The organism is Demequina oxidasica (genome assembly GCF_000975115.1).
In the GTDB taxonomy this organism is placed as follows: domain Bacteria; phylum Actinomycetota; class Actinomycetes; order Actinomycetales; family Demequinaceae; genus Demequina; species Demequina oxidasica.
On record NZ_BBRE01000001.1, the window covers coordinates 212,436 to 224,896 of the forward strand.

Consider the following 12,461-nt stretch of genomic DNA (forward strand, 5'->3'; position numbering starts at 1 on the left):
TCATTCGTTGCCGATGAGGCGGAAATGCTTGGCCTCCTGAAACTTGCGCGCGGCTTCCGGGTCCACCTTGAGGTTCACGATCTCGGTGCTGTCATCCGCATACCGGATTTCCACCGCTAACACGTGGCGCCAATCGACTTCGAGGTTGCGTTCGAGCGCCTCGATGTCGAGTTGCAACCGGTGCTTGTCACTGCTCGAGACCGCCAGGTCCATGGCGCATTCGTAGAGCATGAGTGCGCGCATCAGCGCCATCCGGTACGCGGCGGTCGTCACGTTCAGAGACGTGACCTCGCGGAGGGCAGCACCCGCGTGCTGCCATGCGACGCCAAAGCTGGAGGTGACGGATTCCGCTGGCAGTCTGGCGTGTGTCGAGCGACCCGAGAACACCGGATGGGCGGAGGCGACGACGCGCGCCGCGTCACACTCTCCCCCTACACCGGAGAGGCGACGCGGGGTGCTGAGGCTGTGGTGGTTGAACCGACGACCGTTCATGGATGACTCTCCTCTCGAGCCACCCTCAATATTCCACCTGGGTCTGACACGACCACGCGTTGTACCGAATGCCGAGTTCATCACACAGTGCTTCCCGCATCGCGGGTGCCAGCACTAGGGTCGGACGCAATAGTCCCGAGGAGGAAACACGTGTCCGACGCGTCTCAAGCACCGTCGGGTTGGTACCTCGACCCCGACCAACCGAGATTCCAACGCTATTGGGACGGCTCAGCGTGGACAACACGGAGGGCTCCAGCGCTATTAGCGGCGCCTCCCGCGCCCCCGGCGCCGGCGTTCAACGCGCGGGCGCACCCCGTGCACCCTGGCGAAGCGACGCCGCTCCCGTCGAGCACCCCCGGCTCCTTTGAGAGGCAGAGCTTCATACCCATTGACCTCCATATGAGTCAGGAGTTCACGTCGGCACCACTGACCCAGTACGCCGCTGCACAGAGTTCGCCCTCCACGGACGCGAATCCCTCCTACGTCTCGACCTCCGCGGACTACGAGATGCCGGCTCTCACGGCACCCGTCAGGTACACGGCGCCCGCCCCCACCCGCTCGTCGCGAATCGGCAGCGGCACTGTCGCTGCCATCGTCCTCGGTGCCGTGGCACTCGCTATTGGTGGCAGCCTGCTGCTGACCTCCCTCAACGCCAGCGACGACCTCAACACGAGTGCCGACTCCCCGGTGACGGCGGCCACGGGCGGAGGCCAGACTGCGGACAGAGCGGCTCACGCAGACGTGCGCAACTTCGGGAGTGAGGTGGCGCTATATGAGATCGAGAACCGCGAGATTGCCACGGTGACGGCCGAGGGCCGTGAATATGTGTTGAGCAGTCCCCAGGGCGAACACGCACGGCTAGCCATCACGGATGGCGTGGAGTTCGGAGGATGGACCTCGTCGAGCTATGACCAATGGTGCATGTGGGTCACCGCGCCCTCAGGTGACATCAAGGACTTTCAGATGTCGAGCGCGCGTGGGTCCGGGCCCGGTAACTGTTCCTGAACTGAGCCGTGGCCACGAGTCGGAAGGATTGCGCAGTGAGGCGAGGCCACCGTTATCCGGTCTCGTCGTCAAAGATTCCCGTGGACAGGTAGCGGTCCCCGCGGTCACACGCGATGAACGCGACGGTGGCGCCAGCGTTTTCACGGGCAATGTCGAGCGCGATCGCGGCCGCGCCGCCCGAGCTCACACCGAGGAGCAGCCCCTCGTGACGCGCGAGGTCGCGGGTGGTCGCAACGGCTCGTTCTTGGCTGACGGTCCGGATCTCGTCGATGTGCGTCGGGTCGTAGATCGCAGGCAAGTACCCTGGTGACCAGGCACGAATTCCGGCGATCTGCGAGCCGGGCGCGGGCTGAACCCCAATCACCTTCACCTGCGGTGACAACGTCTTGAGCGACTTGGACAGCCCCGTGATGGTGCCCGTGGTCCCCATCGAGGACACCACGTGTGTCAGTGTTCCGCCGGTCTGCTGCCATAGCTCGGGCCCGGTGGTCGCCTGGTGCACCGCCGGATTCGCGGGATTCGCGAACTGGTCAAGGCGAAGCGCCGATTGTTCCGACGCGATTTGCTCTGCGACGTCCCGAGCATGCTCGATCCCCCGGTCCCGGTCGGTCTCCACGATCTCGGCCCCATAGGCGCGCATGGTCGAAAACCTCTCGCGCGACGACCCCGCGGGCATCACCAAGATCATGCGATAACCCTTGACGGCCGCAGCGGCCGCGAGCGCGATTCCAGTGTTGCCGCTGGTCGCCTCGACAAGGGTCGCGCCCGGAAGCAACGCGCCGGCGGCCTCCGCCGCTGCAATCATCGCGAACGCTGGACGGTCCTTCACCGAGCCCGCAGGATTGTTGCCCTCGAGTTTGGCGAGCACCAGCGAGCCCCCGTCGCCGGATACGAGCCGCTGGAGCCGCACCAGTGGCGTATTGCCCACCACCGACTCGACCGTCGCGTATCGGCTCGGGTCGGGATTCTCGCTCGCCACGACAACCAACTCGCTATCGCGCGTTGCTCTTGGTCACGGAAACTGCCAATACTTCGCCCGATGCCACGGTCACCTGAGCGGCGCCCGTCACCGGATCCTGGGCCAGGGTCTCCCCCGCGATCAGCTCCGTGTGAGCCTCGACGGCCGCGACGCGGGCGGCGGGAACGGTGAGCTGCAGGCGAATGCGGTCCGACACGTTGAGCCCCGCGTTCTTGCGCTCGTCCTGGACGGCGCGCACGATGTCGCGGGCGTAGCCCTCGGCCTCGAGTTCCGGCGTCAGCTCCGTGTTGAGCAGCACGAAGCCGCCGGAGGGCAAAACTGCGGCCGCGGACGGGCCTACTTGCGCATCGTCCGCCGCACCGATCACGGTGGCCAGATCGTACTCACCCTCGACCAGAGCGATGCCGCCCGAGGTGACCACACCATCGGCCGAAACCGACCAGTCGCCAGTCTTGGAGCCCTTGATGGCCGCCTGCACCGACTTGCCGATGCGGGGGCCTGCGGCGCGCGCGTTGACGTTCAGGCGCTGCTCCACGGGGTGCGCGGCGGTGAACTCTTCCGCGGTCACCCAGCGCACGGCCTTGACGTTGAGCTCGGACGCGACCAGCTCGCCGTAGGGTGCCATCGAGTCAGTGTCGGCGACGGCGACCTCGAGAGACGACAGCGGCTGACGCACGCGGATCTGCTCCTTCTTGCGCAGCGCGTGAGCGGTCGAGACCACCTCGCGCACCTGGTCCATCGCGTCCTTGAGAGATACGCCACCCAGCGACGAGTCACTCCACGCCGCGGGCGCCGTGGGGAAGTCCGTCAGGTGCACGGAGCGCCCGCCGGTCAGCCCGCGCCAGATCTCCTCGGTCAGCAGCGGCAGCAACGGCGCGCTCAGGCGCATGAGCGTCTCGAGCACGGTGAACAGCGTGTCGAACGCGTCGGTGTCCTCATCCCAGAAGCGGTCGCGCTGCGTGCGTACGTACCAGTTGGTGAGCAGGTCAAAGAAGACGCGGATCGACTCGGAGGCGCCCGGGATGTCGAACTCCTCCATCTGGCGCGTCACGTCCGCGACCAGCTCGGAGGCCTTGGCCAGCACATACCGGTCCATGACGGGCAAGCCGGCTGCGGCTCCGTCCGCCACGGCCTTGGCGACGTAGCCGACGCCACCATTGGCGGCACCCGCGTACATCGTGAAGAAGTAGTACGTGCTCCACATGGGCAGCATGACCTGGCGCACACCCTCGCGGATGCTTTCCTCGGTGACCACCAGGTTGCCGCCGCGCAGGATGGGGCTGGACATCAGGAACCAACGCATCGCGTCGGAGCCGTCGCGGTCGAACACGTCCTGCACATCCGGGTAGTTCTGCAGCGACTTGGACATCTTGCGGCCGTCCGAGCCCAGCACGATTCCGTGGCTGATGCATGTGGTGAACGCCGGGCGGTCGAACAGCCCGGTGGACAAGGCATGCATCACGTAGAACCAGCCACGCGTCTGGCCGATGTACTCCACGATGAAGTCGGCGGGGTTGTGGCTCTCAAACCACTCACGGTTCTCAAACGGGTAGTGGACCTGGGCAAACGGCATGGAGCCCGAGTCGAACCACACGTCAAACACGTCGGTGATGCGGCGCATCGTCGACTTGCCGGAGGGGTCGTCAGGGTTGGGCCGCGTGAGGTCATCGATGTACGGGCGATGCAGGTCGGGCTCGCCGTCCTCGTTGAGCGGCAGGCGGCCAAAGTCGCGCTTGATCTCCTCGAGCGAGCCGTACACGTCGGTGCGCGGGAACTCGGGGTTGTCGCTGACCCACACGGGGATCGGCGTGCCGAAGTAACGGTTGCGGCTGATGGACCAGTCGCGCGCGTTCGAGATCCAGTTACCGAACTGACCCTCCTTGATGTGCTCGGGAACCCACGTGATTTCCTCGTTCAGCTCGACCATGCGGTCGCGGTACTCGGTGACGCGGACAAACCACGAGCCGATCGCGCGGTAGATCAACGGATTGCGGCAGCGCCAGCAGTGCGGGTAGCTGTGGTCGTAGGTCTCGTGACGCAGCACCACGCCGCCGGCCTTCAGGTCCGTGATGATCTGCGTGTTCGCCTCGAACACCTGCTGTCCCTGGTACGGCGGCACCTCGTGCGTGAAGCGGCCGCGCGAGTCGATGGGGATGACTGGCTCGATTCCTGCGGCGAGGCAGACGTTCATGTCGTCCTCACCGAACGCGGGGGCGAGGTGGACGATTCCGGTGCCGTCCTCGGTGGTCACGAAGTCCGCGACCAGCACCTGGTGGGCGTTGTCGCGGCCTCGGAACTCGCCGAACGGGGGCAGGTACCGCTTGCCTTCCAGTTCGCGTCCCAGGACGGTGCGCACGACCACGGCGTTTGCGGCCGATGCTTCGACGCCTTCCGCGGCCAGCTCGCCGATTTCGCGGGCATAGGCACCAATACGGGCGGTGGCCAAGATGACTCGCTGGCCGGAGAAGTCCGACTCGGAGCCAGGCTCGACCACCGAGTACTCGATGTCCGGGCCCACGGCGGTCGCGAGGTTGGACGGCAGGGTCCACGGTGTGGTGGTCCAGATGATGAGCGACTCCTGCCTGCCGTCCACCACGGCGCGGTCGCCCTGGTCGTCGAGCAGCGGCAGCAGCACCGTCAGCGCGGGGTCCTGGCGCATCTGATAGACGTCGTCGTCCATCTTCAGCTCGTGGTTGGACAGCGGGGTCTCGTCGCGCCAGCAGTAAGGCAGCACGCGGTGCCCCTCGTACGCCAGGCCCTTGTCGTGCAGGGACTTGAACGCCCAGATGACGGACTCCATGTACGTCACGTCGAGCGTCTTGTAGTCGTTCTCGAAGTCCACCCAACGCGCCTGGCGCGTGACGTAGGTCTCCCACTCGTCGGTGTACTTCAGGACGGAGTCGCGGCATGCCTTGTTGAAGGCGGCGATCCCCATCTCCTCGATCTGGCTCTTGTCGGTGATACCTAGGATGCGCTCGGCCTCGAGTTCTGCGGGAAGACCGTGCGTGTCCCAGCCGAACCGGCGCTCCACGCGCTTGCCGCGCATCGTTTCGAAGCGAGGCACCACGTCCTTGGCGTAACCCGTCAGCAGGTGGCCGTAGTGCGGCAGTCCGTTCGCAAAGGGCGGGCCGTCGTAGAAGACGAACTCATTGTCGCCCTCCTCGCCGCCGTCGGAGGTCACGGGACGGTTGTCGATGGACGCCTGGAACGTGTCGTCGGCCTTCCAGTACGCGAGGACCTCCTCCTCGAGCGCGGGGAAGCTGGGCGAGGGGCTGATCGCGGCGGCGTCTCCGGTGGCGGAGGTACGGTGCAGCGGGTAGCGAGCGTCGTGGGTCACGGCGGCAGTCCTTTGGTGGCGCGGCCAGTTCGGGTACGAACTGGCCTGGGTGGAACGGGCAACTACTCTGCGCGACTCAATTCCCGAATCGGGAAATCTAGCCTCGCTGCGAGGACGCCTGCCGGAAAAACCAGCCGCGCGGTACCACCCCGCTTGCCCGGCGCATCGGCGCCGCACCACTCTGCTCTCGCTATGACGGGCTGCCCGTCCGGTTCTACTGGGCATCAACGTTCGACGCCGTTCTTCCGGAAGCTCGCCGGTGATAGCCGGGTCTGCGCTGTGCGCACCAGTGTATCCGCGATTGCTGAGCATCCCCAGACGCGCCCGCCGTGGGCCCCTAAACCGCCACAGTTTGGCCAACGTTTGGTATGGGAAACGAGGGCAAATTTGGGACAACTTTTAGGCCGCACACGAGAACGATTCTGTCGGGCGGGACGTTGTACAGATAGTGACAATGGGACTCGCGTGCGCGGGCCCAGTAGTGCTTGTCTTTTCGAGGCCAAACACCTCATACTGAGCACATATCTCGACCCCGGGCGGCGCCGCCCCACGCATCGCGCGCCGCGACCATCGGCGTGCGACACACCTCCTGACCTGACCTAGTTTTTGGATTGCTGCTTTGTCGCCCCTCACGCAAACGCTGGAACTGCCGATTCCCGCACTCGCCGCCTCTGACGTAGACGCGGAACCCGAAACCGACGCACTTGCGGAGGCGTTCGGCGTCGACTCGACCCACGAAACTTGGTACGACCCCGAGCCCACGACGATGTCAATTCCGATGGCCGGCGGCATGGAGACCCTGGTCGTCGACGAGTCGGTCACTGCCGAGCGGTCGTTCGAGTCGCTCACCATCACCCCGCGCCGCGCCAAGCTCGCGCTGGCGGCACTTGCGGTTGGTGCGTTTGCCATGGGTGCTAACGAGGCTGCCGTCGTGGCCCTCAGCCCGCAGATCGCCACTGGTCTAGGCATTCCCGTCGCGACCATCGGACTGCTGGCCACCGCCTTCGCGCTGACGATTGTTGCCGCGACCCTGCCGCTGACGATGCTCACGCAGCGCCTCAGCCGCCGCCTCACCCTGACCTCGACGCTTGGCCTCTGGACCGCTGGCGTCGTCGTCGCGGCGACGGCTAGCAGCGTCGCACACCTCGCCACAGGGCGAGTCCTGTCCGCCGCCGCACACGCCCTCTTCTGGGCGATCGTCGCCCCCACGGCCGCCCGACTCTTCGCCCCGCACCTGCGCGGTCGTAGTGTGACCCGCATCCTGGTGGGCGCCGCCGCCGCCGGTGTGGTCGGCACTCCCCTGGTCACCGTGGCCGGCAAGAGCATCGGCTGGCAGGCGCCCTTCTGGGCGCTCGCGGTCTTTGGCGTCGTCCTGACTGTTGCCATGGCCCTCACGATGCCGGGCAAGCACCACATCACGGCCGATGCCGCGGAACAGTTTGCCGCCCCGCCCACCGACGAGCCCTCCCCGACCGCGCCCATCGCGCGTGGTGACCTACCCTCGAAGAGCGCCTTCGCGCGGGTACTCGCGGTCGCATTCCTGGCTTCCATGGCAATGAGCGGCACCTGGACGTACATCGTGCCGTTCTACACGGGCGAGGCCCGAGTCACCTCCGGTTCCGTGCCGCTGATGTTCGCGCTGGGAGGCGTGCTCGCCGTGGGTGCGACGCTGGCCGTCTCGCCGTACCTCGCCCGTCGTGCCGTGCGCACCGTAGCGGTCGGCATCCTCGCCCTCATGCTGGGCTGGTCGCTTCTCGCTCTCGCGCAACAGTGGAGCGCGATTGCCGCACAGGTAGTGCTGTCTACCGGCTGGGCCATCCTGCTCGCCGCGCTGCTGAACTGGGCCATGCGACACACGCCATGGCGCACCGAGATTGGCGCCGGCGCGTACACGATGACCATGAATGCCGGCGCTGCCGCCGGGCCGATGCTGGGGGCGGCGATCGTCGCACTCTGGGGCATCGCATGGCTCCCGGTGGTTTCGTTCGGACTCACATTCGCCGCGGCAGTGGTGACTCTTGGCGCGGACAAGTCCATGCGCCGCCGCTTGCACGTAGAGCGACGCATCCGCATGGCCCGGCAGGAGCGCGACGCACTGCGTGCCCGCCGCCGCGAGTGGAAGCGCCGTTCGGAGGAGAAGTTCGAGCGTCCCAAGTGGAAGGCCAGTTCGGTCAAGACCGCTAGCCGCGACGTCGCCAAGCGCGCCGGAGCGGGGGCTGCGCGCGCCGGAGCGGGGGCTGCGCGGGTGGTCAAGCGCAAGCCGCAGTCGAACCGCCACGCCGATCCCACTGGCACCACGGGGCCCGGGACGAGCCGCCCGACCAGACAGCACACCGATTTCGACGCAGAATAGTGGAAGGCGCCGAGCCTCGGCGCAGTCACGAAAGGGCGTCGTCATGTTCGGTTCAAACTCAGGGTTCGCGAGCTTCTCCACCAACGACCTCCCCGCCACCTGGGACTTCTACAAGGGCAAACTAGGACTTCAGGTCCACGCCGTGGGGGACGACCTCAACATCACGTTTGCCAACGGCACTCACGTGTTGATCTACGGCAAAGAAGACCACGTGCCGGCGAGCCACACTGTGCTCAACATCATGGTGGAGGACATCACTGAGGCGGCGGCGATGCTCAAGCACGCTGGCATCGAACTCGAAAGGATTCTGGATTCCGGCGCGGACGGCATCTCGCGCTCGCCGGGACAGGGCATGCCAAATATCGGCTGGTTCAAGGACCCCGCGGGCAACTGGCTGTCGATCATCGAAACCACGGACGAGGCGATCTCGTAACGAAGAGCGCGTCACCACCCCGCGTGCGCAGCCGCTGCGCTCGCGATCGCCGATGCCGTCGAGGTAGGCACGCCCGCCGGCACGGAATCGTCTCCCGAGGCGACGAGCCACCACACGATCCCGCCCAAAGCGAGAAGTGCGATCACCACCCAGAACGCGATCCAGCTGCCCTTGCCGCTGGGGTCTTCGCCGCTGGATGGGGGCAGCGCGCCGCCATCCTCGTTAGGGTGCTGCATGCCACTCGGGTCGCTGGTGTTGCGGCCCACATTCGCGTTCGATTCCGGCTGTATTCCTGACATGGTGTGCTCCTCACGCTCAATCTACTGACAGGCACGTCCGCGGTACTCACTTTCCAACTTACGCCTGTTACCCCTGGTGGAGGGTAGGCAATGGGATAAATTACGCAAACCAGCCCGCTCTTCGGGATCTTCACGCATATTTCGTATCGATTCGCAACTTTGTCTTGACTCAAAACCGTACGTAGCATTAACAAGTGATGACTATTCGCAAAACAGCAGTTGTAGTGGCGACGCTTGCCTCCCTCATCGCTGTGACGGGTTGCTCGTCGGATGATCCCGACACCTCAAGCTCCGCCACCGCGTCGCAGCCCAGCACCACCTCGCAACCCAGCATCTCCGCATCGGGGTCGCTTGCCCCCATCCCTGTGCCAAGCGTCGTCATCGAGGGCGCCCCCACCGCGACGGTCCTCTCCCAGTCCAAGGTAGTGAGCGGACTCGCCGCCCCTTGGGACATCGAGCCCATGCCTGATGGATCGATGCTTGTCTCGGAGCGCGATACCGGTTCCATCAAGCGCCTCCGCGCCGGCTTCGCGACGGCGCTGAATGGTCCGGGTGCGGAGGCATTACGCAACTCCGTCGACGCGGAGGGTGAGGGCGGGTTACTCGGCCTCGCCATCAGCCCCGCGGACCCCACCTCGGTCTATGCCTACCTCACCCGTGCGGACGGCAACGCGGTGGTGCGAATGACGCTCACAGGTGAGCTGCTGTCGTCCCCGGTCGATGTCCTCACTGGCATTCCGCACGCGGCGAACCACGACGGCGGGCGAATCGCTTTTGGCCCGGACGGCTACCTTTACATCGCGACTGGCGATGCCAGCGACAGCGGCCTCGCGCAGGACAAGGGCTCGCTCGCGGGCAAGATCTTGCGGGTGATCGCTGACGGGACTGAGGCCGACGGCACCGCCCCCCAGGGCAACCCGTTCGATTCGCTCGTGTGGTCCATGGGACACCGCAACGTCGAGGGCCTGGCATGGACTGCCGATGGTCGCATGTACGCCACCGAGTTTGGCCACAATACGACGGACGAACTCAATCTCATCGTGGCCGGCAACAACTACGGCTGGCCCGGCGTCGAGGCTCGCGAGGGCGCACCCAAGGGAACTGAGCTCGGAGAGACTGTCGACGGAATCACGTATCCCGTGGCCGAATGGCCCGTCGCCGATGCGTCACCTTCCGGCATGACTATCTCATCCGACGCGATCTATGTTGCGGCACTACGCGGCGAGGACGTGTGGCGGATTCCGCTTACTCAGGACGGCATCGGCACTCCCGCAAAGCTCGGCATCGACTTAGGCCGCATTCGGTCTGTCGCGCTGGGCCCCGACGGCTCGATCTACGTAGTCACCAATAACACCGACGGCCGCGGCGAACCGCGCGACGAGGACGACCACGTGTATCAGTTGGAGCTGTCCTAACTTCGAGCCAGTGGGTTCGCACGTCTATCTCAAACGGCGTCCCAGCCGGTCTCGTCGTTAGCGCCGGACCAACTTGTTGGCGCCACCCTGCTCGCGAGGGCGCACCACCATCTGGTCAATGTTGACGTGGTGCGGGCGAGTGAGCGTCCAGGCAATCGCGTCGGCAACATCGGCCGCGATGAGCGGCTCGATTCCCTGATAGACGGCGTCGGCCCTCGCCTGGTCGCCTTCAAAGCGGTTCAGTGAGAATTCTTCGGTGTGCACCATGCCGGGCGCAATCTCGATCACGCGAACGCCGGTGCCGGTGAGCTCCAGGCGCAGCGTACGAGCCATGGCAACCTCGGCGGTTTTGGCAGCGACGTATCCCCCTCCGTTCTCGTAGGCCTCGTGGCCGGCGGTGGACGTCACGATCACGACGTCACCGCGCCCCGAGTCCTGCAGCGCGGGCAATAACGCCTGCGTGACGCGAACGGTGCCGACCACGTTGGTCGCGTACTGCTGCGTCCACGTATCTAGCTCCGATGCCGCAATGGTGTCCATGCCGATTGCGCCTCCGGCGTTGTTCACCAGGGCGTGCACGGGGCCGCGTGCGGTGAGTTCGGCGGCGAGTGCCGCAACATCCTCGTCGCTGGTGATGTCTGCGGTGAAGGTCGCGCAGCCCACATCCTTAGCAAGCTCCGCAAGGCGTTCGGTGCGGCGCGCGACGGCGGTCACGTCCCAGCCCTCGGCGACAAGGCGCCGGACGGTCGCTGCACCGATTCCTGACGAGGCCCCGGTCACAACAGCGTGCAACTCGGTCATGGTTGAGTTCCTTTGAACTAGACGGGAAGCAACTGGTCGAGGAGCAGCAAGCCGTCCTCGTCGAGCTGCACACGGTCGGTATGAATGACCGCACGCTGCATGATGGGGCCGAACAGGTGGGGAAACGGCAGTTCGTGGTCGGGAGACTTCTCGAACTCGACTCGCGAGTCCAGCAGTTCGGAGTCGATGGTCAGCAGGATGACGTCCTCGCGGCCCTTGTAGAACTTGTCCGCGACGTGCCTCACCTGGCTGGCACGCGACAGGTGGATGTAGCCCTCCTGCTGAAGGGTGGAGTCGATGGTCGACTGCTCGTAGGGCTCACCCGGTGCTGGCGGCCAGAACTCAGCGAGCGCCAGGTGGTAGTAGTACTCGCGGTTCTCGAGATTCATGAATTGGGCGCCTTCTTGATTCCATACGATTGCATGCGCTTGAGTTCGCGACGCGACAGTATCTGTAACGGGTCAGGATCGGACGCCCGGCGGGCATCCTCGAGTACCAGACTAGCGATTTTCAGATCGATGTCTCCATCCGGATCGTGCAGGCTGACGGTGGGTGGCTCGGTCAGCGAGGTAAGACCAAAATCCGCGATGAGTTCGCGCGCGATGAGGTGGGCGTGGGAACGCAGCGACTGGGTCCCGCCAAGCGTGGTCGAGAAGACCACGCGCCACCCCAGGATGCTCTGATACAACTCGTATCCGGCGGCCTCAAGGCGAGCGGCCACGTCCGCGGACGGGCGCGCTACCTCGATGGACAGTTCAATGGTCGCCATGTCTCTATCGTGGCACTGCGTACGGGAAACGTCACGCGATGCGCGGTGACCGCGGGCCCGCAGGCTTGACGCTGCTCGTGCTAAGCGCGCCGCTTGCCCACACCCGGCAGGAACTTGCCGGTCTGTGACGCGTACTCTGCGTAGCCGTCATAGACGTTGACCAGATATCTCTCCTCGGAGCGGGTCTTGACCTCAAAGAAGACTACGAGCGCAAGCACCACGACGTACACCTGGATCTTGCCCGCTCCGACCGCGACACCCAGACAGATCAGCAGGATGGCGGTGTACATGGGGTGGCGCGCGTACTTATAGATGCCCTTCGCGGCGAGACCCTTGCCGTTCGGTACAGGCAAAGGCGTCAGAGAGTCTCCCAGGTCGCGACCCGACCAGAGCATCCCAGCGGCGCCCACAAGAATCAAGACGATGCTGAGAGGAAGCGACTCCCCCACCGACGGACCGATGGTCGGCACTAGGGCCGCCACCACCACCAGAAGGAAGAGCAGTCCTTGCAGGGCAACCATGGCCCATGCACCTAAAGATTTGTCAGCCATGCCGCCAGCGTATGCCCCTCTGGAGGG

General features: G+C 65.5%; 12 protein-coding genes and 1 pseudogene. 5 read left to right on the forward strand and 8 right to left on the reverse strand.

Annotation, left to right across the window (positions count from 1 at the left end):
• Complete coding sequence (locus AOP77_RS01050) at positions 1-492, reverse strand: hypothetical protein (protein ID WP_062208184.1); 492 nt, start codon at positions 490-492, stop codon at positions 1-3.
• Between the two features lie 150 nt (positions 493-642).
• On the opposite strand from AOP77_RS01050, the pseudogene AOP77_RS12475 reads away from it, so the two are divergent.
• A pseudogene (locus tag AOP77_RS12475) lies at positions 643-750 on the forward strand (DUF2510 domain-containing protein); the annotation flags it as partial.
• Between the two features lie 141 nt (positions 751-891).
• Entirely contained in the window at positions 892-1,497 is a 606-nt protein-coding gene (locus tag AOP77_RS01055) for a hypothetical protein (protein WP_062208187.1), read from the forward strand.
• A 52-nt stretch (positions 1,498-1,549) separates the two neighbouring features.
• Here AOP77_RS01055 and cysM read toward each other — a convergent pair whose 3' ends face one another.
• Together cysM and ileS are read right to left on the reverse strand one after the other, a co-directional pair.
• Complete coding sequence (cysM, locus tag AOP77_RS01060; protein WP_062208190.1) at positions 1,550-2,476, reverse strand: cysteine synthase CysM; 927 nt, start codon at positions 2,474-2,476, stop codon at positions 1,550-1,552.
• A 13-nt stretch (positions 2,477-2,489) separates the two neighbouring features.
• Positions 2,490-5,813, reverse strand: coding sequence for an isoleucine--tRNA ligase (ileS, locus tag AOP77_RS01065; protein WP_236685728.1), 3,324 nt, complete (start codon positions 5,811-5,813; stop codon positions 2,490-2,492).
• Positions 5,814-6,432: 619 nt separating this feature from the next.
• Between ileS and AOP77_RS01070 the strand changes: the two genes are divergently transcribed.
• Both AOP77_RS01070 and AOP77_RS01075 read left to right on the forward strand, forming a co-directional pair.
• Positions 6,433-8,166 (forward strand): MFS transporter, encoded by a 1,734-nt coding sequence (locus AOP77_RS01070; protein WP_062208193.1) that lies wholly within the window; start codon positions 6,433-6,435, stop codon positions 8,164-8,166.
• A 43-nt stretch (positions 8,167-8,209) separates the two neighbouring features.
• Entirely contained in the window at positions 8,210-8,599 is a 390-nt protein-coding gene (locus tag AOP77_RS01075; RefSeq protein ID WP_062208196.1) for a VOC family protein, read from the forward strand.
• 11 nt (positions 8,600-8,610) lie between these two features.
• Here the strand turns inward: AOP77_RS01075 and AOP77_RS01080 are convergent, their stop codons facing one another.
• A complete protein-coding gene (locus tag AOP77_RS01080; RefSeq protein ID WP_062208199.1) occupies positions 8,611-8,898 on the reverse strand; it encodes a hypothetical protein in 288 nt (95 codons plus the stop codon).
• Between the two features lie 197 nt (positions 8,899-9,095).
• Between AOP77_RS01080 and AOP77_RS01085 the strand changes: the two genes are divergently transcribed.
• The gene (locus AOP77_RS01085) at positions 9,096-10,313 is read left to right on the forward strand and encodes a PQQ-dependent sugar dehydrogenase (RefSeq protein ID WP_152649719.1); all 1,218 of its coding nucleotides are present in this window, start codon (positions 9,096-9,098) and stop codon (positions 10,311-10,313) included.
• Positions 10,314-10,370: 57 nt separating this feature from the next.
• Here the strand turns inward: AOP77_RS01085 and AOP77_RS01090 are convergent, their stop codons facing one another.
• The 4 genes from AOP77_RS01090 to AOP77_RS01105 all read right to left on the reverse strand — a co-directional run bounded on the left by AOP77_RS01090 (position 10,371) and on the right by AOP77_RS01105 (position 12,434).
• Complete coding sequence (locus AOP77_RS01090) at positions 10,371-11,114, reverse strand: SDR family oxidoreductase (protein WP_062208205.1); 744 nt, start codon at positions 11,112-11,114, stop codon at positions 10,371-10,373.
• 17 nt (positions 11,115-11,131) lie between these two features.
• Entirely contained in the window at positions 11,132-11,503 is a 372-nt protein-coding gene (locus tag AOP77_RS01095; protein ID WP_062208208.1) for a DUF952 domain-containing protein, read from the reverse strand.
• A complete protein-coding gene (locus tag AOP77_RS01100; RefSeq protein WP_062208212.1) occupies positions 11,500-11,883 on the reverse strand; it encodes a hypothetical protein in 384 nt (127 codons plus the stop codon). The genes AOP77_RS01095 and AOP77_RS01100 overlap by 4 nt, the downstream gene beginning before the upstream one ends.
• Positions 11,884-11,963: 80 nt before the next feature.
• Complete coding sequence (locus tag AOP77_RS01105) at positions 11,964-12,434, reverse strand: methyltransferase family protein (protein ID WP_084622095.1); 471 nt, start codon at positions 12,432-12,434, stop codon at positions 11,964-11,966.
• Between the last annotated feature and the right edge of the window lie 27 nt (positions 12,435-12,461).

Coding starts and splice junctions, on each gene's coding strand:
- AOP77_RS01050 (WP_062208184.1), bottom strand. CDS start 492: ATGAACGGTCGTCGGTTCAACCACCACAGCCTCAGCACCCCGCGTCGC.
- AOP77_RS01055 (WP_062208187.1), top strand. CDS start 892: ATGAGTCAGGAGTTCACGTCGGCACCACTGACCCAGTACGCCGCTGCA.
- AOP77_RS01075 (WP_062208196.1), top strand. CDS start 8,210: ATGTTCGGTTCAAACTCAGGGTTCGCGAGCTTCTCCACCAACGACCTC.
- AOP77_RS01080 (WP_062208199.1), bottom strand. CDS start 8,898: ATGTCAGGAATACAGCCGGAATCGAACGCGAATGTGGGCCGCAACACC.
- AOP77_RS01085 (WP_152649719.1), top strand. CDS start 9,096: ATGACTATTCGCAAAACAGCAGTTGTAGTGGCGACGCTTGCCTCCCTC.
- AOP77_RS01090 (WP_062208205.1), bottom strand. CDS start 11,114: ATGACCGAGTTGCACGCTGTTGTGACCGGGGCCTCGTCAGGAATCGGT.
- AOP77_RS01095 (WP_062208208.1), bottom strand. CDS start 11,503: ATGAATCTCGAGAACCGCGAGTACTACTACCACCTGGCGCTCGCTGAG.
- AOP77_RS01100 (WP_062208212.1), bottom strand. CDS start 11,883: ATGGCGACCATTGAACTGTCCATCGAGGTAGCGCGCCCGTCCGCGGAC.
- AOP77_RS01105 (WP_084622095.1), bottom strand. CDS start 12,434: ATGGCTGACAAATCTTTAGGTGCATGGGCCATGGTTGCCCTGCAAGGA.